Source organism: Arthrobacter sp. 10T416, assembly GCF_056394165.1.
The window spans coordinates 41,943-60,656 of sequence record NZ_JBFTHI010000010.1; the positions used below are offsets into that span (position 1 = coordinate 41,943).

Consider the following 18,714-nt stretch of genomic DNA (forward strand, 5'->3'; position numbering starts at 1 on the left):
GGCCGGCGCCTAGCCTGCCTGGCCGAGGACCAGCGGGAGCACCGCCCCGGCCCCCGCTTGCCGGAGCGCACGCCCGGCGACGGTGACGGTCCAGCGGCTGTCCACGAGATCGTCCACCAGCATGACGCTCTGGCCCCGGATCCCCTCCAGGGCGGCGGCGAGTTCGGGTCCGACCACCAGCCGTTCCCAGACCCCCGCGAGCCGGTAGGCGCTGTTTCCGCCGCGGCCGCCTGTGGGTCCGCCGTGGGCCAGCTGCAGCTGACCCACGTACGGGATCCGTCCGATCTCGGAGATCCCCCGGGCCAGCGACTCCACCAGCTCCGGTTTCCCGCGGGACGGAATGCTCACGATCGCGGCCGGGCGGCCGGCGCCGCTCCAGCCCGGGGTCCGTGCGTCACCGGTGCCCCACTCGCGCAGGACCTGCACGCAGGCGCGCAGCATCCCCGGGTCCACGGCCCGGTCCGGGGCGCCCGCGGCGAAGGTCTCCCGCAGCGCCCCGCCCCAGCCAAGGTCGGTCAGGCGGGCCAGGACACGTCCATTGGCCAGGCTTTCCTCCGGCTTGATCTTGCCTTTCACATTCACGCCCAGGCGGTCCATGCCACTGGGCCACTGCAGCCGCGGTTCCAGCAGCATCCCGGCCCGGCTCAGTGTGGCGCCTGCCGCCTCTGTGGCGTCGGCGGCGATGTCGGCCGGGAACCATCGGCCCGCGCAGTTGTCGCAGCGTCCGCAGGCCGCGGCGGTTTCGTCGTCGAGGACGGAGGTGATGTATTCCATCCGGCACCCCGCCGTGTCCTGGTAGATCACCATCGAGTCCTGCTCGTCGACCCGGGCCTCGGCGATCCGGCTGTACCGCTCGGCGTCGTAGGTCCAGGGCTGGCCGGTGGAACGCCACCCGCCGCCGACGCGTTCGACTGCCCCGTCCACGGCCAGGACCTTCAGCAGCAGTTCCAGCGGCGTCCGGCGCAGGTCCACGCGGGCCTCCAGCGCCACCGTGGACACCGCGGTGCCCGCCTCGGCGAGGGCGGTCAGGACGGCGGCCGCTTTTTCCTCAGAGGGCATGGAAGCGGTGGCGAAGTACTGCCAGATGTCCCGGTCTTCGGCGCCGGGCAGGAGCAGGACGTCGGCGTTTGCGGCGCCACGGCCGGCACGGCCGACCTGCTGGTAGTAGGCCACCGGGGACGACGGCGCTCCGAGGTGCACCACGAATCCAAGGTCCGGCTTGTCAAAGCCCATGCCGAGGGCGGAGGTGGCGACCAGGGCCTTGACCTCATTGTCCTTGAGCAGCTGCTCGGCCCGCTCGCGGTCCGCGGGGTCCGTCCGGCCCGTGTAGGCCAGGACGTTGTGGCCGGCCTCGGCCAGGAGCCTGGCGGTGTCTTCGGCCGCTGACACCGTGAGGGTATAGATGATGCCGCTGCCCGGCAGGTCAGTCAGGTGCGTCAGGAGCCAGCCCAGCCGTTGCCTCGAGTCCGGCAGCCGCAGCACGCCCAGGCGCAGCGATTCTCGGCCCAGGGCGCCACGGATGGTCAGCACGCCGTCGCCGAGCTGTTCCTCGATGTCATGGACCACCCTGGAGTTGGCGGTGGCGGTGGTGGCCAGGACCGGGACGCTGTCCGGCAGCTGGGTGATCAGGTCCGCGATCCTGCGGTAGTCGGGACGGAAGTCGTGGCCCCAGTCCGAGATGCAGTGTGCCTCGTCAATGACCAGCAGCCCCGTGCGACGGACCAGCTCCGGCAGCTGGTTTTCGCGGAACGAGGGGTTGGTGAGCCGCTCCGGGGACACAAGGAGCACGTCCACCTCGTCGGCCGCGAGCTGTTCGCGGACCGTGTCCCAGTCGAGCTGGTTCGCCGAGTTGATGGCCACGGCCCGGACCCCGGCGCGCGCAGCGGCGGCAACCTGGTCGCGCATCAGGGCCAGCAGCGGGGACACAATCAGGGTGGGCCCGGCGCCGCGGCGGCGCAGCAGGAGGGAAGCGACGAAGTACACGGCGGACTTGCCCCAGCCGGTGCGCTGCACCACCAGGGCCCGGCGGCCGCCGTCGACAAGGGCCTCAATTGCTTCGAACTGGCCGTCGTGGAACTCGGCGTCGGGGTGTCCGACGAGTTCCCGCAGCACCGCCTGGGCCTGTTCCCGCGTCCCGGTACCCCCGGCGGAGGCGGGGTGGGCGGCGGAAAGGACTGCAGCGTTCTGGTTATTGGCCATTGCTTCAGTATCCCAGCCACCGCCGACAGCCACGAAGCCGGCGGCGGCCTATGTGGACAGTCCGTGTCCACATAGCAAGCCACTTCCGGGCGGCCGGGGCGCGGACCCCCGTAAGATAGAAGCCGTGACTAGCGACCAGACGAAGACTTTTGACCTCTCGGCTTCCTTCAAGGCCTATGACGTGCGCGGCATTGTGGGCGAATCCATCACCGCGGAAATCGTCGAAGCCGTGGGGGCTGCCTTCGTGGACGTCCTGGACCTCGCGGGCGAGACCGTGCTGGTCGGCGGCGACATGCGCCCCTCCTCCCCGGAGTTCAGCCGGGCCTTCGCCAACGGCGCGGCCACCCGCGGCGCCAACGTCCAGCTGCTCGACCTGATCTCCACCGATGAGCTCTACTACGCCTGCGGAGCACTGAACGCGGCCGGCGCCACGTTCACCGCCAGCCACAACCCGGCCGCGTACAACGGCATCAAGATGGCCAAGGCCGGCGCCGTCCCGATCTCCTCCGAGACCGGCCTGAAGGAAATCCAAGCTTTGGCCGAGGACTACCTCAACGCCGGCACCATCCCCGCCAAGGGCCCGCGCGGCCTGATCAGCGTCCGCGACGTGCTCAAGGACTACTCCGAGTACCTGCGCAGCCTCGTGGACCTGAGCGGCTCCCGTCCGCTCAAAGTGGTGGTGGACGCCGGCAACGGCATGGCCGGCATGACCACCCCGGCCGTCCTGGGCGACACCCTGCTGCCGAAGCTGCCGCTCGAAATTGTCCCGCTCTACTTCGAGCTCGACGGCTCCTTCCCGAACCACCCCGCCAACCCGCTGGAACCGGAGAACCTGCGTGACCTGCAGGCCGCCGTCGTCGAGCACGGCGCGGACATCGGCCTGGCGTTCGACGGCGACGCCGACCGCTGCTTCGTGATCGACGAAAAGGGCGAGCCGGTCTCCCCCTCGGCCGTCACCGGCATGGTCGCCCGCCGGGAGATCGCCCGCGCCAAGGCCAACGGCGAGGAAACGCCGACGATCATCCACAACCTCCTCACCTCCCGGGCCGTGCCCGAGCTGGTTGAAAATGACGGCGGCCGGGCGTTCCGCACCCGCGTGGGACACTCCTTTATCAAGGCCGTTATGGCAGCCGAGGGCGCGATCTTCGGCGGGGAGCACTCCGCCCACTTCTACTTCCGCGATTTCTGGAATGCGGACACCGGCATGCTGGCCGCCATGCACGTCCTGGCTGCCCTCGGCGAGCAGGACGGCCCGCTGTCCGAGCTCGGCCGCGAGTACGAGCCCTACCGGTCCTCCGGCGAAATCAACTCGGAGATCGAGGACAAGGCAGGCGCCGTGGAACGTGTCCGCGTCGACTTCCACGACGAGGACGTTGAGGTGGACTACCTCGACGGCAGCACGTTCATCGCCGCCGACGGCAGCTACTGGTTCAACCTGCGCCCGTCCAACACCGAGCCCTTCCTGCGCCTGAACGTCGAGGCCACCGACCAGGCAACCATGGAACGGGTCCGCGACCGGGTCCTGGCCCTGGTCCGGGGCTGAGGCAGTGACCGACGCGGCGAAAGCCCAGGAAACCGTCCTGCAGCCGGCCGATCCCGCGGAGGACTCATGGCGGGGTTCGGTGCCCGATGCCAGCGCCACTGACCTGGAGAACCTGCTCGGCACCGGTGTGGGCGCCGCCCAGGAACAGCTGGAGCGCAATGGCGGCTTCCTCCCGTTCGCCCTGGTGGTGGAGAACGACGGCGAGGTCCGCCTTGTCGCCGTCACCCCGGCGGATGCGGAGCCCGGCACCGAGGCCGACTTCGACGCCGACGGCATGATCAGTGATCTCACCGAGCTGCTCCGGCAGCACCGGGACGAGTTCCGCGCCGCTGCGATCGTCTGCGACATCACCCTCCTGGAAGAGGATTCGGACGCCATCCACGTGGCCGCCGAGCACCAGGACGGATCCGTGTTCGCGGCCGTGCTGCCCTACAGCGCCAATCCGGAGTCCCGCGAGCTGGAATTCGGCGATCTGGCCGCAGACGCCAACGAACCCGCCGTTTGGGTGGACTAGACCAGGCCCGTGCCATGAAGATCAACGCCTTTGCCGACGTGAGCCTGCGCGCCATGATGGTGCTCGCGGCGGCGCCGGACGGCGGACTGCTCACCACCCAGAGCATCTCGGATGCCGTCGGCACCCCGTACAACCACGTCAGCAAGGCCATGGCCAGGCTGCGGGAGCTGGGCCTGATCGACGTCGAACGCGGCCGTAACGGCGGCTCCCGGCTCAGTGGCGCCGGCCGTACCGCGACGGTTGGACAGTTGCTGCGGGCGCTGGACACCCGGACGGATCCCGCAGACTGCGCGGGCGCCGGCGGCACCTGCCCGCTGATCAACGAGTGCCGGCTGCGCGGCGCCCTGGGCCGCGCCCGCGAGGCCTTTTACCGTGAGCTTGACGACATTGTGGTGGCCTCCCTGCCCACTGAGAGGCAGATGAACCCCGTCTTCCAGGCCATCGGCCTGCGCCCCGGACTCCGGCCGGACCCCCAACCCGGCCTGTACCCGGGCTGACCGGGCCGCGCCTCCCGCGCCGGCGCCACCCGAGGCCCCCGTACCCGGCCTCCGGCACCCTCCGCAACCCAACAGCGTCAATTTGCAACCTTTTTCTACGGCGTGTAGAACTGAGGCATAAATACACGCATTTCAAATGCGGGTATTTCGGAACGTCCGGTTGAAGACACCGGGCCACTATCTCAGGAGTCAGCATGCTCTCGGACAAGTCCTTCCCCGTCATCGAGGCCACCCTGCCGCTGGTCGGTTCCCGGATCGGCGAGATCACCCCCAAGTTTTACGCCCGGCTCTTCGGCGCGCACCCCGAACTGCTGGATGGACTGTTCAGCCGCTCCAACCAGCGCTCGGGCAACCAGCAGCAGGCCCTGGCCGGGAGCATCGCCGCTTTCGCCAGCCACCTCGTGAGCAACCCCGGCACCCTCCCCGAGACCGTACTGTCCCGTATCGCCCACCGCCACGCCTCGCTGGGCATCACCGAGCCGCAGTACCAGGTGGTCTACGAGCACCTCTTCGCGGCCATCGCCGAGGACCTTGCCGAAGTCATCACCCCCGAGATCGCCAAGGCCTGGACCGAGGTCTACTGGCTGATGGCCGACGCGCTGATCAAGCTGGAGAAGGGCCTCTACGCGGCGCAGGCCAACGGCAAGATGTGGACCCCCTGGCGGGTTGCCGCCAAGACCCCCGCCGGCACCGGCTCCATGACGTTCGTGCTGGACCCGGCGGACGACACCCCCATCACCCCGGCATTGCCCGGCCAGTACGTCAGCGTCAAGGTCACGCTGCCGGACGGCCTGCGCCAGGTCCGGCAGTACTCGCTCTCCGGCGACGCCGGCACCAGCCGCAGCTTCACCACCAAGCTCGACGACGGCGGCGAGGTCTCCCCCGTGCTGCACAACAATGTGGAGGTGGGCGACATCATCGAGATCTCCAACCCCTACGGCGAAATCACCCTCAAGGACGGCGACGGCCCGGTGGTCCTGGCCTCGGCCGGCATCGGCTGCACCCCGTCGGCGTCGATCCTGCGCTCCCTCGCCGAGGCCGGCTCGGACCGCCAGGTGCTGGTCCTGCACGCCGAAAGCACCCTGGACAGCTGGGCCCTGCGCTCCCAGATGACGGACGACGTCGAGCGCCTCGACGGCGCCGAACTGCAGCTGTGGCTTGAGCAGCCCGTGACCGGGACCAAGGAGGGCTTTATGTCCCTGCGCGACGTGGACCTGCCGGCCAACGCCTCCCTGTACCTGTGCGGACCGCTTCCTTTTATGAAGAACATCCGCAACGAAGCCATCAATGCCGGCATCCCCGCCACCCGGATCCACTACGAGGTCTTCGGGCCGGACATCTGGCTCGCCAACTAAGTCCCCCCGCCTCCCTAACTTCGCTCCGCTCAGCCAGGGAACCCTCGGCGGCGGAGGCCCCTGTTGGGAACGACGGCGGCCCCGCACCTGCGATAGGTGCGGGGCCGCCGTCGTTGGTCATCCTGCTAGTGCGCGGACATCCGCTCCTTGAGGGAACCGAGCTCGGCGCGCAGCGCGTCCGGCAGCGAGTCGCCGAACTTCGCGTACCACTCCTCGATCGAGGCGAGCTCGGCGTCCCATTCCTCGCGGTCGACGCGGACGGCGTCTTCCACGTGGGCGTGGGTCAGGTCCAGGCCGGTCAGATCCAGGGCGTGGCCGGTCGGGACGAAGCCGATCGGCGTCTCGACCGCGTCGGCCTTGCCTTCAATGCGCTCGATGGCCCACTTCAGCACCCGGGAGTTGTCCCCGAAGCCCGGCCAGGCGAAGCCGCCGTCGGCCGTGCGGCGGAACCAGTTGACCAGGAAGATGTGCGGCAGACGCTCCGGGTTGGCCTTGCCGGAGACACTGATCCAGTGCTTCAGGTAGTCGCCGGCGTCGTAGCCGATGAAGGGCAGCATGGCCATCGGGTCGCGCCGGAGCACGCCCACCTGGCCGGCCGCGGCAGCGGTGGTTTCCGAGGACAGCGTCGAACCCATAAAGATGCCGTTGGTCCAGTTGCGGGCCTGGGTCACCAGCGGCACGGTGGTCTTGCGGCGGCCGCCGAACAGGATCGCGGAGACCTCAACGCCTTCGGGGCTGTAGTACTCCTCGGCGAGCATGTCGACCTGCGAGATCGGCGTGCAGAAACGGGAGTTCGGGTGCGCGGCGGGCTTGTCCGACGCCGGCGTCCAGTCGTTGCCCTGCCAGTCGGTCAGGTGCGCCGGGACTTCGTCCGTCATGCCTTCCCACCACACACCGCCGTCGTCGGTGAGAGCCACGTTGGTGAAGATGCTGTGGCCCTTGGCGATGGCGCGCATGGCGTTGGGGTTGGTGCCCCAGCCGGTGCCCGGAGCGACGCCGAAAAGGCCGGCCTCGGGGTTGGTGGCGCGCAGTTCGCCTTCCTTGCCGATCCGCATCCAGGTGATGTCATCGCCGAGGGTCTCGACGTTCCAGCCTTCGATGGTGGGGTCCAGCAGGGCGAGGTTGGTCTTGCCGCAGGCCGACGGAAAGGCCGCGGAGACGTAGTAGTTCTTCTTCTCCGGCGAGGTCAGCTTCAGGATGAGCATGTGCTCGGCCAGCCAGCCCTCGTCGCGGGCCATCACGGAGGCGATACGCAGCGCGAAGCACTTCTTGCCCAGGAGGGCGTTGCCGCCGTAGCCGGAACCGAAGGACCAGATGGACCGCTCTTCCGGGAAGTGCACGATCCACTTGTCCGGGTTGCAGGGCCAGGCGACGTCCGCCTGTCCCGGGGCCAGCGGGGCACCCAGGGAGTGCAGGGCCGGGACGAAGAAGGCGTTGGTTGCCGTGATCTTGTCCAGGACCTCGGTGCCGATGGTGGCCATGATGCGCATGGAGGCAACCACGTAGGCGCTGTCGGTGATCTCGACGCCGAACTTGGGGTCCTCGGCGTCGAGGTGGCCCATCACGAACGGGATGACGTACATGGTGCGTCCGCGCATGGAGCCGCTGAACAGGCCGCGCAGCTTTTCCTTCATCTCCGACGGGTCCATCCAGTTGTTCGTGAAGCCCGCGTCCCGCTTGTTTTCGGAGCAGATGAAGGTCTGCTCTTCAACGCGGGCGACGTCGGCCGGGTCGGAGAACGCTGCAAAGGAGTGCGGGAAGAGCTTCTCGTTCAGCCGGGTCAGGGTGCCGGCGGCCACGAGCTCGTCAGTGAGCCGCGTGTTCTCCTCTTCCGAACCATCAACCCAGTGGATCTGGTCCGGCTGGGTCAGTTCAGCAACCTCTTCAACCCATGCCAGCAGCCCGGCATGTGTGGTGGGTGCTTTCTCAAGCAGCGGCAGTCGCGCCAGATCGCCCATTACGGTTCCCTTCCTCGGGTTCAGTGGTGTGTCCTAAATGTAGGGCTCGCGGCGGATTCATTTTTGGGCCCAAATACGGGTTGACTCCAGGAGCGCGGAGCAAAAACCGCAGAAAGTCAAGGTTTTCCCTGGGGAATCGTCGCCATTTTTGTGACGAAGGTCACGTAGACCGGTCTAGTCAGGCAGATTACATGCCTCACGATTTGGCACTCCGGGCCCACCTCGCGTAAAGTAATTCGAGGTTCGGGGAGCGAGAAGTTCCCGAAGAGCCGAGAATGCGCCCATAGCTCAGCTGGATAGAGCGTCTGTCTACGGAACAGAAGGTCAGGGGTTCGAATCCCTTTGGGCGCACAGAGTAAAAAGATCCGCACCGGTCCGCCGGTGCGGATCTTTTTGTTTTCCCGTCCGGTTTCCCGGCCGGTTTAGGGGGCGCGTCGTGTTCCCCGCCTGGTTCCCCGGGCCGCCTGCCCTAGTCCTCCGCCGCCGCCTCAACCCTGCGGCGGATCGCCCCGAAGTGGCTGCCCAGCAGTTCGGCGGCCAGGTCCGCGTCCCCCGCGGCCACTGCCTGGTACAGCTGCCGGTAGCGCACAGCATCGCCGGGCCGGTCGACGCCGGCCACGGACCGCTCCAGCTCGATCCTGCGGCCGACGGTCCGGAACGCGCCCAGCAGGCCCTGCAGCTGCGCGTTACCCAGTGGCTCGAACAGCAGGTGGTGGAAGTCGGCTGCGGCCTCGACGAAGGGCTCGCCGGAACGTGCCAGCTCTTCGATCCTCAGCACGGCCGCCTCCAGCCCCGCCAGCTTGCCCGGCTGCAGGGCCGCTATCGCCGTGCCGACCAGTCCGGACTCCAGCAGCCGCCGGGCATCAATGAGTTCCAGGGCTTCCCGCCCCTGGTGCCGCAGGGAGAGGCGCGCCCGGAACAGCAGCCCTTCCACCAGGGCATCGAAGTTGCTCGCGGCCACGAACGTACCGAAGCCGTGGCGGATCTCGATGACACCCACGGCCTGGAGCACTTTGAGCGCCTCCCGCAAGGTGTTTCGGCCGACGCCCAGGACGCCGGTCAGCTCGTTCTCGGTGGGCAGCGGGTCACCCGGTTCCAGTTCCCGTTCGAGAATCAGTTCGATGATGCCGGACTGCAGGGCACGCAGCCGTTCCTGCGCACCCCGGCGGCGGGGCGGCACCGCGCCGGCGCCACTCATTGCGGCTGCACACATCAGTGGACTCCTCCCCCGGGTGACCCTCAGGGTAGCGGACGTCCCACCTCCTGCACAGGGCCCCGCCCCGGGTACAGTCCCGGCGGGGTTAGGCTGTTGCCATGACGGCACACCTAGAGCGTGAATTCGATGTCATTGTGATCGGAGCGGGCGCGGTGGGCGAGAACGTGGCCGAGCGCGTGGTGAAGGGCGGACTGAGCGCCGTCCTGGTGGAAGCGGAACTGGTGGGCGGCGAGTGCTCCTACTGGGCCTGCATGCCCTCGAAGGCCCTGCTGCGGCCCGGCACCGCGCTCCACGGCGCCCAGACCGTCCCCGGCGCCGAAGAGGCAGTGACCCGCGTGCTCGATGCCGAGGCGGTGCTGAAACGGCGGGACTACTTCACCTCCAACTGGCAGGACGACAGCCAGGTCAAGTGGGTCGAGGACACCGGCATCGAGCTCCTGCGCGGCCACGGCTGGCTCACCGGCACCCGCCGCGTGGAAGTCGCCGGCCTGGACGGCAACAACTACGCACTCACCGCGCACCACGCCGTCGTACTGGCCACCGGCTCGCGCCCCAGCATTCCGTCCATCGAAGGGCTCGAGGACGCCGACTTCTGGACGACACGGGAGGCCACTTCGGCCCGGGAAATCCCCGACCGTCTCGGGGTACTCGGCGGCGGTGTAGCCGGGACCGAACTCGCCCAGGCCTTCGCCCGGCTCGGCTCGGCCGTGACGGTCGTGGCCCGCGGCGGCCTCCTCGGGACCTTTCCGGCTCCCGCGGCGGAGCTGGTCCAGGCCGGGCTGCGGGCCGACGGCGTCGAGCTCCACCTCCACACCGGAACCGAGAGTGTCCACGAGGATGAGGACGGAGCCCTGACCCTGACCCTGGCGGGCGGCGGCACCGTCACCGTGGACAAGCTCCTGGTCGCCACCGGCAGGCACCCGGCGCTCGAGGGCCTCGGCCTGGAGAGCGTGGGGCTGGGCGACGGCGGGGAGGCCACCCGGCGGCTGAGCACGGATGCGAGCGGACTCGTCCTGGGCGCGGAGGGCAATGACGACGCCCCCTGGCTGTACGCCGTCGGCGACGCCGCAGGCAAGGTCCTGCTGACCCACCAGGGCAAATACGAGGCGCGGGCCAGCGGCGACGCCATTGCCGCCCGGGCCAAGGGAAGCCTCTCCGGCGAGCCTGGTGCCTGGAGTCCGTACGCCCACACGGCCGACGACCACGCTGTTCCCAACGTTGTCTTCACCGACCCCGAGCTGGCTTCCGTGGGCCGCAGCCTGGAGCAGGCCAAAAAGGACGGCTACCGCGCCACCTCCGTGCAGCTGCCCATCCAGGTGGCGGGGTCGTCGCTGCATTCCGAGCATTACAAGGGCTGGGCCCAGCTGGTGGTGGACGAGGACCGCAAGGTGCTGCTCGGCGCAACCTTCGCCGGGCCCGACGTGGCCGAGCTCCTGCACGCCGCGACGATCGCCGTCGTGGGCGAAGTTCCCCTCAGCCGGCTGTGGCATGCCGTCCCCTCCTACCCCACCATCAGCGAGGTGTGGCTGCGGCTCCTGGAGGAATACGGCCTCTAAGCGACGCCCCCTCAAGGGCCCCGGAGCCCGGCTCCGGGGCCCTTTTGTGTCCCGTTGCTCACATCTATTTGAACTGACCGGTCAGTTTAGTTAGCCTTGGAGAAGATCATCCTTCGAAAGGCATCCCTTGCTCCGCGTACAACAGCTTCACGTGAAGGGCCGGCGTGACCCCCTGGTTCCGACCACCTCGTTGCAGGTCGGCCGGGGTGAACTCCTGCTTGTCACCGGCCAGCGCCAGGACCAGCGCACCGCACTCGCCCTGACCCTCAGCGGACGGATGAAGCCCTCCGGCGGGACCGTCCAGTGGGACGGCGCCGGACGCATCAAGCAGTTGCGGCAGGCGGGCGCCGTCGTCGACGCTCCCGGCGTCAGCGAACCGGAACCGCACCTGAGCGTGCGCGACCTGGTGACCGAGGACCTCGCCCTCATCCCCCGCCGTTACCGCGGCGCCCTGCTGAGCACACCCTGGCTCAAGGTCAACCGCTTTGAGGACATCGCGGGAAGCTGGGCCGAGGAGCTGCCCGCGCACCGCCGCCTGGAACTGCTGACGGCCCTGGCCCTGGCGGATCCCCACACCGACCTGCTGGTGGTCGACTCTCCGGACCGCCACAGCGGGGATCCGGCCGATTGGCTTCCGCTGCTCCAGGAACTGGCGCACGACGGCGGGCGGCCGCTGGCCGTCGTCGCCACGGTCGGCAGCATCCCGACGGGGTGGACCGGTCCGGCCGAAGAGATTGGCAATGCCGTCCCGGCACCCGAGCCCGAGGACGCACCCCTGGAGACCGAAACCGAGGAGGCCCGATGACCGTGCTGCGGCTGGCCCGTTCCGAACTTAAGCGCATGACCGGCGGCCTGCTGCCGAAGCTGACCATCCTGGCCCTGACGCTGGTGCCCCTGCTCTACGGCGCGGTGTACCTCTACGCGAACTGGGATCCCTACGGCAAGCTCAACCAGATCGATGCCGCCCTGGTGGTCGAGGACACCGGTGCCAGCGCAGCGGACGGCACACGGCTTGAGGCCGGCCGGAAAGTTGCTGACAGCCTGGTGGCGGGCCATGTCTTCAACTGGAAGACCGTTTCCAGCTCCGAGGATGCCGACCGGGGCGTGAGCAGCGGCGAGTACGCGTTTGCGCTCAAGATCCCCAAGGATTTCTCCGCCAACCTCGTCTCGCCGGGAAGTTTCGACGCCGCGAACCAGGCCATGCTGAACGTCACCACCAATGACGCCAACAACTACCTTCTGGGCACCATCGTGGACAAGCTCACCACCGCCGTGCACGCGTCCGTCGCGAAGGAGGTGGGCGAAGAGACCGCCAACCAGCTCCTGACGGGCTTTGGCACGATCCATTCCCAGATGCTCAAGGCTGCCGACGGGGCCGGGAAACTCTCCGAGGGCGTCGCCAAACTGCGCGACGGGGCAGTCAGCCTGCACTCCGGGACCGGCGCACTCAGCAGCGGTGCCAACGAGCTCTTCGCCGGGCAAACCAAGCTGCGGGACGGCGCCAACCAGCTCAATGCCGGTGCCGGCCAGCTCAGCGCCGGTCTGGGGCAGCTCAAGGACAAGACGTCGACGCTGCCCGCCGATTCGCAGCGGCTCGCCGACGGCGCCGCCCAGGTGGCGGCCGGCAACGCGGCCCTGAACACGAAGGTCCAGGACGCCGTCGTACAGCTCGGCGCCGCGGACCGGGGCCTTCGGGACCGGGTGGTCCAGTCCAACAACCGGCTGACCGCCGCCGGCGTGATCACTCCGGAGCAGGCGGCCAAGATCCTGGCCGACTTCGACACCGCTGCCGCGTCCGACCCGGCAGCGCAGGCCAAGTCCAAGGTCCAGGCCGATGCGGCCCAGATCCAGCAGCTGGCCGACGGGTCCGCGGCCGTCAGTGCCGGGGCGGCCAAACTTGCCGCCTCCACACCGGCCCTGACCGGTGCCATCTCCCAGGCATCGGCCGGCGCCGACCAGCTGTCGGCAGGTTCAGCCGCCCTGGCCGCCGGGGAGCAGACCGCCGTTGACGGCAGCGCCAAGCTTGCTGACGGTGCCAGGAAGCTCGACGCCGGGGCCGGCCGGCTTGCCGACGGCGCCCGGAGCGCCGCCGATGGCGCCGCGACCCTGGCCACGGAACTGGACAAGGGCGCCGGAAAGGTCCCGCACCCCAACGACGGCCAGAAGGGCAGCCTCGCCAAGGTGATGGCCGACCCCGTCGCGGTCAGCAACGTCTCGCAGGCCAAGGCAGGCTCTTACGGCGCCGGGCTGGCACCGTTCTTCCTCACCCTGGCCCTGTGGATCGGCGTGTTTATGCTGGTCCAGGCCATGCGCCCGGTCACCCAGCGCGCCCTGGCCTCCAACGCTCCGACCTGGAAGATCGCCGTCGGAGGCTGGCTGCCCTTCCTCGCCGTCGCGGCGGTCCAGGCCAGCCTGCTGACCCTGGTGGTGGACGTGGGGCTGGGCCTGAACCCCGCCCACCCCGTACTGATGTGGGTCCTGATGCTGGCTGCCGCCATGGCCTTCAGCGCCATCATCCAGGGTGTAGTGGCCCTGCTCGGCTCGCCCGGCAAGCTGGTGGTGCTGATCCTGCTGGTCCTGCAACTGGTCTCGTCCGGCGGCACCTTCCCCTGGCAGACCACCCCGGAACCGCTGCACGTGGTGCACCAGATCCTGCCGATGGGTTATGTGGTCAACGGCATGCGCCACCTGATCTACGGCGCCGACCTGGCCGGCGTCGCACCCACCATGCTGGGCCTGGTTGGCTACACTTTGCTGGGACTGGCGATGTCCGCCGTCGCCGTCCGGAAACACAAGTTCTGGACGCTCAAGACCCTGAAGCCGGAGATCTCCGTATGAGCACCCAGCCCCGCGAGGCAGCGGCGTCCGACGGCGACGGCGCCAAAAAGCTCCGCCCCGGCCGTACCAACGCGACCAAGCAGAAGCTGTTCGAGGCCTCGATGGAACTGATCGGCGAACGCGGCGCCGCCGGTGTGACAGTGGATGAAATCGCCGCGGCCGCCGGAGTCTCAAAGGGCACGGTCTACTACAACTTCGGCAGCAAGTCCGATCTGATCGCGCAGCTGCTGCGGCACGGCGTGGACATCCTGATGGCCCGGCTGCTGAGCGTCAAGGACGAGTCGGCGGACCCGCTGCTGGCGATGGAGGAAATGATCGGCCAGGCCATGGACTTTATGGCCGAGTACCCGTCCTTTGCCCGGCTCTGGGTCAGCGAGAACTGGCGGACACCGAGCGAATGGCAGGACACCTTCAGCGAACTCCGCGGCCGGCTCCTTGGTGTGATCGGCGCCGCGATCGAGGCCGTGGCGGCCCGCTACCCTGTGGATCCCGGGGTGTCGCGCGGCAGCCTGGAGACCGCGATCTTCGGGGCGTGTTTTGTGGTGGGGCTGGACCGTCAGACCTACAATCCGGAGCGCACCAGGGCGCAGAGCGTTGCCGCCATCATGGCGAGCATGCGTGGCTACGTGGTGAAGTAGCCCTGCTCGGGGATGATTGGTCACATGCGCCACATGGGTAAAAGCGGAAAGACCGCCATCGGAGCCTCACTGGCAGCCCTGGCCCTGCTGGTGCTCGCCGGCGCCACCCTGAACGAAACCGTGGGACTGTGGTTCCTGGCCGCGTCAGCGATCGCCTACGTGGCGTGTGTGGCCGAGGTCCTGGTCCGGCGGCGGCACAAGACGCTCCTGGCCAGCGGGGTCGGCAGCATTCTTTTCATCGCCTTCGGCATTGCCTTCCTGCGCCAATGGGGACTGGCCTTCAACCCGGATCCGAATGCGCTGTCCACCAACGTTGATTCCGACCACCCGGACCTGTACTTCTACCTCTCCGCGGCCTCCGGCGCAGCGACCCTGCTGTTGCTCCTTGCCGGTACCGTCCTGCCGGGCCGGGGTGCGGCACCGCGGGGCCACGCCGCCCGCCATCCTGCCGCCGGCGGACGAGCGCCCGCATCACGCAGGCCCGCCGCCCGGACCGCCGCCAGGACCACAGCACCGCGTTCGGGGGCGGCCCGGCCAGCTGCGCCGCGTACCTCGCCAGCGCAGCGCACCTCCACGGCGCAGCGCACCCCGGCCCAACGAAGTCCGGCGCCGCGAACCGGAGCCCCGCGCACCCCTGCGCGGGCATCCTCAACCGTCAAGCGGCCCGCGGCCCCGACGTCGTCCGCTGCGGCCAAGCCCGCCGTGAAGCGGCCCGCCACACCGTCGTCGCCAGCCACACCCAAACCCCCAGCAAAGAGCCCCGCCAAACCGGCCGGCAAAGCCCCGTCCCGCCGTTAGCTCGCGGGGGCCCGTTAGCTCACGGGGCCCGTTCGCTAGAGGTTGCGCGGCCGGTCGCCGTGCGGGTCCCCGGGGTCGTGCGCCGGGGCCGTACCGCCGGGAAATCCTTCGGTTCCGCCAGATTCAGCCCGGCGTTCGCGCTCACCGCGGTCCCGGCGCAGCTCTTCGTGCGGCTGGCCGTTGGCGGCTTCCGCGTCGCGGGTCCGGGTGTCGTACTCCCCGGCGGCGCGGGTCTCATCGGCGCCACGGGTTTCATCGGCGCCAGGTTCGGTTGCGACGTCGGGATCGACCTCGTCGGCCCGGCGGAGCTGCTCTTCGGCGCCCATCCGGGCTGTTTCGGCTTCCTGCTGGGTGCCGCGGGCCTGCAGGCGCAGCCGTTCGGCCTCGACCTCGGCTGCCTTCGCGTCGGCTTCGGCGCGGGCTGCCTTGGCTTCGTGGTCCCTGGCGGCCAGCTGGTCGGCCTCGGCCCTTTCACGCATTTCTGCGGCCCGGTTCCGGTCCGCGTCGGTCTTGCGCTTGCGGCTGAAATAGATTGCCACCGCAACGATCGCGAGCACCACAACGATGCCGATAATGATCCCTACGAGCTGTCCTGAATCCACGGTGATTCACCTTTTCCTTCGGTAGCTAAGTAACACCGGCAGTAAAAGCAATTACAGCATTAGTAAACAACACAAACGGGTCGCTGGCCATGGAATAGCCCGCCCTTGGGCGCTACTTCGCGCGCGGAACCGTGAAGTGGGTCAGCCGCGCGTCCTGGCCGTCCAGCTCGGCCCAGGACTTTTCGGTTTCCAGGACAGTCAGGCCGCTGGTGGGGTAGCGGGTGGCGGCGTCCATGTAGGCGTCATGGTTCGAATCGCGGGACGCCAGATGCATGGCGAGGTCCTGCACGCCGGGCATGTGGGAAATCACCATAAGGGTGGTCACGGTATCCGGGACATGGTTGATGACTGCCAGCATGTGCAGGGCCGAGGCTCCGTAGAGGCCGTCCTCGAGTTTCGGGGTCGGCGCCTTGTCCCCCAGTTCGCTGCACACCCAGGTGCAGGTCTGGCGGGTGCGGAGGGCGCTGGAGCACAGGATGAAGTCGGGGACGACGCCGTGCTTCAGGAGCCAGCGTCCGGCCAGCGGCGCTTCCCGGTGTCCGCGCTCTTCCAGCGGCCGGTCGTGATCCGCGACGCCGCCCGGCCAGTCCGCTTTGGCGTGCCGCATGAGCACCAGCTGTTTGATGTGATGCGCGCTCATGGCTCAATCCTAGTGCGGCCAGCCGCCGCGATTCCCCCGTTCCCCCGCCCACCCCAGCCGCGGAGGCCCAAACCCCACAAGGCCGTACCCGCGCAGAGAGGCAGTGCCTTTTGCGAGGGCGCTGAAGCGCAGCGGCACATCCCGAAAGCGCCGTTGTTGCGCGAGGAACGAGCGCAGGCGCCGAGGGATCGTGCCGCGAAAGCGAAAAGCGCCCGCCCCACAGAAGGGACGGGCGCTTCGCAAAAGCCAGCCTAGATGGAGTATTCCGGAGCGGCCCAGACAACAACTTCGGGGTGCTCGTAGAACCGGTAGCCCTGGCCGCGCACGGTCCGGACGGTGTTGGCCAGGCGGCCGAGCTTGGAGCGCAGGCGCCGGATGTGCACGTCGATGGTGCGCTCGTTGGGAACCTCTTCGGCGTTCCGCCACAGGCCCTCAAGCAGTTCATCGCGGCCGACGGTGCGGGTGCCGTTCTCGACGAGGTAGTTCAGGAGCTCGAATTCCTTGAAGGTAAGGTTCAGCGATTCGCCGTCGAGCGCCACTTCACGGCGGGCAAGGTCAATAAGCACGCCGGACGGGCGCGGATCCTGGGGCTGCTGCAGCCGCGCGTTCTCGGCGCGCTGGCGGGCCCCCGCCGTCGGATCGCCGAAGGTGGACCGGACGACGTCGAGCGCGGACCCCGGGGCGGACGCCGGGGCGACGGCGACGGCGGCGTAGCTCTCGGCACCGGAGACCAGGGACTGGGCGTAGGCGCGGATTTCCTGGGCGAGCTTGGCGATGGAAGTGCCGGCAGCCGCCGCGGTCTCCTCGTCAATGCCCATGTAGAGCACAAATCCGCGGGCCACGTTGTCGTTCGGCACGGGACGGACCGGGCCGCCTGCGCCCGGGGCGATCACCGGGGTGGGAGCCGTGGCCGGAGCAGACTCGGCCGCGGGGACGGCGCGGAGCTGGCCGTAGGAATTCGGGTTGTAGCCCTGCGCGGCATAGCCCGGGGCGGGAAAGCTGTTGCCGGATGCGGCAGGGCCAAAGCTGGGACGGCCGCCGAAACCCTGGCGGAGGCCCGCCTGGCCGGCCTTATTGGCGTTACGGACGGAGATGTGGACGTATCCGGATGCAACTGACATGGAATGCTTACCTCAATGTGAATGGCCGTCATCGCGGCTCGAATGCTGATTTCCCCGCAATGAAAACTGGGGAGGGGCGCCCGACGCTGGGCTGGGGGCGAATGCCTATAAACGTTCTGGGGTGTAGAAGTTAGGCGTGCATTCGACAACAGCGCATCTCAGTACCAGCTGGTGCGCTGATCCCGGAAGCTGCGGCTGCAGGTGCTGTTGAGTTCTTGTTCACAATTGAAGTGTGCAACGTAACAATGAGAACTAGCAAGTAACAATGGACTGCCAAGTCCGCATTGTGAGACAAAAAGGGCGATTGTAGCGCAAATCACAATTCTGGCGAGCCCATAAAAAGTCAGCATACTTGCGATACAGGCGCGGTTTGGCCGGTATTATCCGAAGATTGTTCGGGCTGAGCGGCCCATGACCGCTGTCGGTTCATCTACAGCCAGAATGGCGAAATCACCCCTCGGGCTCCCGGGGCCGCGCAGGAGTCCACGGAGTGGTCGTGCCGCCGGACCCTTCGGATCCGGCGGCACGGGCCCGGATCAGTTGGTCTGGCCGGTGGCGGTCGCCTGCACCAGCTGCACGGACGACGCCGCGTATCCGGAACCGGACTTGGCGGCCACGATCCGCACCGTTGCCCCGGCGACGATGTCGGAGACACTCAGCTGGGTTCCTGTGCCACCGGCCTGCTGGCGCCGTTGTTGCATATTGCTCACCACCACGTCGCTGCCCAGGGAATAGCTGCGCGTGAAACCGTCGCTGCTCTTGATGGTGACCGACGTCGAGCTGACCTCGCTGACGGTTCCCAGCTGCTCGGCCCGGGTGGTGTAGGTGCTGCCTTCAAGCACCACATATTCGGCGTGCACGGCCGCGTTCAGCCCGCCCATGCCGCCGGCGGAGAAATCGCCGGGACCGCCCTGGCCCGGCATGCCGCCTCCCCCAAAGCCGCCCTGCGCTCCGCCTTGTATGCCCTGCATCCCCTGGCCGGAACCCTGGCCGCCCAGGCCGGGTCCGCCCGCCGCACCGGCAGCGGTGCCGCTGGCAGCGGCCGAACTCGAGGTCAGGGCGTAGACCCCCACTCCGGCTCCGGCTGCGAGGACCACGGCCGCCCCCGCGACAGCCACGCCACGCTTGACGGTCCACTGCTTGCCGGCCGGGGCGTGTGCGGCGGGTCCTGCCGGTGCACCCCACCCGGGAGCGGGGGCTTGGGCCGCGGTGGCCGGGCCACCCCAACCCGGCTGGGGC

The 18,714-nt window shown here is 68.7% G+C and carries 16 protein-coding genes and 1 tRNA gene; 10 read left to right on the forward strand and 7 right to left on the reverse strand.

The features are described from left to right. Positions 1-9: 9 nt before the first annotated feature. Positions 10-2,199 carry a RecQ family ATP-dependent DNA helicase gene (locus AC1DBE_RS11540; RefSeq protein WP_476970612.1) on the reverse strand — a complete coding sequence of 730 codons (2,190 nt, stop codon included), beginning with the start codon at positions 2,197-2,199 and terminating at the stop codon, positions 10-12. Between the two features lie 124 nt (positions 2,200-2,323). On the opposite strand from AC1DBE_RS11540, the gene AC1DBE_RS11545 reads away from it, so the two are divergent. The 4 genes from AC1DBE_RS11545 to AC1DBE_RS11560 all read left to right on the forward strand — a co-directional run bounded on the left by AC1DBE_RS11545 (position 2,324) and on the right by AC1DBE_RS11560 (position 6,108). Next, entirely contained in the window at positions 2,324-3,742 is a 1,419-nt protein-coding gene (locus AC1DBE_RS11545; RefSeq protein WP_476970613.1) for a phosphomannomutase/phosphoglucomutase, read from the forward strand. A gap of 4 nt (positions 3,743-3,746) precedes the next feature. Beyond that, complete coding sequence (locus AC1DBE_RS11550; RefSeq protein WP_476879146.1) at positions 3,747-4,256, forward strand: hypothetical protein; 510 nt, start codon at positions 3,747-3,749, stop codon at positions 4,254-4,256. A 14-nt stretch (positions 4,257-4,270) separates the two neighbouring features. After that, a complete protein-coding gene (locus AC1DBE_RS11555; RefSeq protein ID WP_476879147.1) occupies positions 4,271-4,753 on the forward strand; it encodes an RrF2 family transcriptional regulator in 483 nt (160 codons plus the stop codon). Between the two features lie 194 nt (positions 4,754-4,947). After that, positions 4,948-6,108 carry a globin domain-containing protein gene (locus tag AC1DBE_RS11560; RefSeq protein ID WP_476879155.1) on the forward strand — a complete coding sequence of 387 codons (1,161 nt, stop codon included), beginning with the start codon at positions 4,948-4,950 and terminating at the stop codon, positions 6,106-6,108. Between the two features lie 125 nt (positions 6,109-6,233). Here the strand turns inward: AC1DBE_RS11560 and AC1DBE_RS11565 are convergent, their stop codons facing one another. Further along, on the reverse strand, positions 6,234-8,066 hold the full coding sequence (locus AC1DBE_RS11565) for a phosphoenolpyruvate carboxykinase (GTP) (protein ID WP_476903819.1): 1,833 nt from the start codon (positions 8,064-8,066) through the stop codon (positions 6,234-6,236). 277 nt (positions 8,067-8,343) lie between these two features. Here AC1DBE_RS11565 and AC1DBE_RS11570 point away from each other — a divergent pair. After that, a tRNA-Arg gene (locus AC1DBE_RS11570) sits at positions 8,344-8,417 on the forward strand. Between the two features lie 118 nt (positions 8,418-8,535). On the opposite strand, the gene AC1DBE_RS11575 is transcribed toward AC1DBE_RS11570, so the two are convergent. After that, complete coding sequence (locus AC1DBE_RS11575; protein WP_476970614.1) at positions 8,536-9,279, reverse strand: FadR/GntR family transcriptional regulator; 744 nt, start codon at positions 9,277-9,279, stop codon at positions 8,536-8,538. Between the two features lie 101 nt (positions 9,280-9,380). On the opposite strand from AC1DBE_RS11575, the gene AC1DBE_RS11580 reads away from it, so the two are divergent. The 5 genes from AC1DBE_RS11580 (at position 9,381) to AC1DBE_RS11600 (ending at position 15,112) form a co-directional block, all read left to right on the forward strand. Further along, positions 9,381-10,838: a dihydrolipoyl dehydrogenase family protein gene (locus AC1DBE_RS11580; protein WP_476970615.1), complete on the forward strand. Its 1,458-nt coding sequence runs from the start codon at positions 9,381-9,383 to the stop codon at positions 10,836-10,838. A 127-nt stretch (positions 10,839-10,965) separates the two neighbouring features. Next, on the forward strand, positions 10,966-11,643 hold the full coding sequence (locus AC1DBE_RS11585) for an ABC transporter ATP-binding protein (protein WP_476970616.1): 678 nt from the start codon (positions 10,966-10,968) through the stop codon (positions 11,641-11,643). Continuing rightward, on the forward strand, positions 11,640-13,676 hold the full coding sequence (locus AC1DBE_RS11590) for a YhgE/Pip family protein (protein ID WP_476970617.1): 2,037 nt from the start codon (positions 11,640-11,642) through the stop codon (positions 13,674-13,676). Before AC1DBE_RS11585 ends, AC1DBE_RS11590 begins: the two co-directional genes overlap by 4 nt. Then, positions 13,673-14,314: a TetR/AcrR family transcriptional regulator gene (locus AC1DBE_RS11595; RefSeq protein ID WP_476903816.1), complete on the forward strand. Its 642-nt coding sequence runs from the start codon at positions 13,673-13,675 to the stop codon at positions 14,312-14,314. The genes AC1DBE_RS11590 and AC1DBE_RS11595 overlap by 4 nt, the downstream gene beginning before the upstream one ends. Before the next feature lie 33 nt (positions 14,315-14,347). Beyond that, positions 14,348-15,112: a hypothetical protein gene (locus AC1DBE_RS11600; RefSeq protein WP_476970618.1), complete on the forward strand. Its 765-nt coding sequence runs from the start codon at positions 14,348-14,350 to the stop codon at positions 15,110-15,112. 35 nt (positions 15,113-15,147) lie between these two features. Here AC1DBE_RS11600 and AC1DBE_RS11605 read toward each other — a convergent pair whose 3' ends face one another. The 4 genes from AC1DBE_RS11605 to AC1DBE_RS11620 all read right to left on the reverse strand — a co-directional run bounded on the left by AC1DBE_RS11605 (position 15,148) and on the right by AC1DBE_RS11620 (position 18,593). After that, positions 15,148-15,714 (reverse strand): hypothetical protein, encoded by a 567-nt coding sequence (locus AC1DBE_RS11605; RefSeq protein WP_476903815.1) that lies wholly within the window; start codon positions 15,712-15,714, stop codon positions 15,148-15,150. 112 nt (positions 15,715-15,826) lie between these two features. Then, complete coding sequence (locus AC1DBE_RS11610; RefSeq protein WP_476880557.1) at positions 15,827-16,354, reverse strand: SixA phosphatase family protein; 528 nt, start codon at positions 16,352-16,354, stop codon at positions 15,827-15,829. A 251-nt stretch (positions 16,355-16,605) separates the two neighbouring features. Then, complete coding sequence (locus AC1DBE_RS11615; RefSeq protein ID WP_476903814.1) at positions 16,606-17,475, reverse strand: winged helix-turn-helix domain-containing protein; 870 nt, start codon at positions 17,473-17,475, stop codon at positions 16,606-16,608. Between the two features lie 536 nt (positions 17,476-18,011). Next, entirely contained in the window at positions 18,012-18,593 is a 582-nt protein-coding gene (locus AC1DBE_RS11620) for a hypothetical protein (protein WP_476903813.1), read from the reverse strand. Between the last annotated feature and the right edge of the window lie 121 nt (positions 18,594-18,714).

Coding starts and splice junctions, on each gene's coding strand:
- AC1DBE_RS11540 (WP_476970612.1), bottom strand. CDS start 2,199: ATGGCCAATAACCAGAACGCTGCAGTCCTTTCCGCCGCCCACCCCGCC.
- AC1DBE_RS11555 (WP_476879147.1), top strand. CDS start 4,271: ATGAAGATCAACGCCTTTGCCGACGTGAGCCTGCGCGCCATGATGGTG.
- AC1DBE_RS11560 (WP_476879155.1), top strand. CDS start 4,948: ATGCTCTCGGACAAGTCCTTCCCCGTCATCGAGGCCACCCTGCCGCTG.
- AC1DBE_RS11565 (WP_476903819.1), bottom strand. CDS start 8,066: ATGGGCGATCTGGCGCGACTGCCGCTGCTTGAGAAAGCACCCACCACA.
- AC1DBE_RS11575 (WP_476970614.1), bottom strand. CDS start 9,279: ATGTGTGCAGCCGCAATGAGTGGCGCCGGCGCGGTGCCGCCCCGCCGC.
- AC1DBE_RS11580 (WP_476970615.1), top strand. CDS start 9,381: ATGACGGCACACCTAGAGCGTGAATTCGATGTCATTGTGATCGGAGCG.
- AC1DBE_RS11590 (WP_476970617.1), top strand. CDS start 11,640: ATGACCGTGCTGCGGCTGGCCCGTTCCGAACTTAAGCGCATGACCGGC.
- AC1DBE_RS11595 (WP_476903816.1), top strand. CDS start 13,673: ATGAGCACCCAGCCCCGCGAGGCAGCGGCGTCCGACGGCGACGGCGCC.
- AC1DBE_RS11600 (WP_476970618.1), top strand. CDS start 14,348: ATGGGTAAAAGCGGAAAGACCGCCATCGGAGCCTCACTGGCAGCCCTG.
- AC1DBE_RS11610 (WP_476880557.1), bottom strand. CDS start 16,354: ATGAGCGCGCATCACATCAAACAGCTGGTGCTCATGCGGCACGCCAAA.
- AC1DBE_RS11615 (WP_476903814.1), bottom strand. CDS start 17,475: ATGTCAGTTGCATCCGGATACGTCCACATCTCCGTCCGTAACGCCAAT.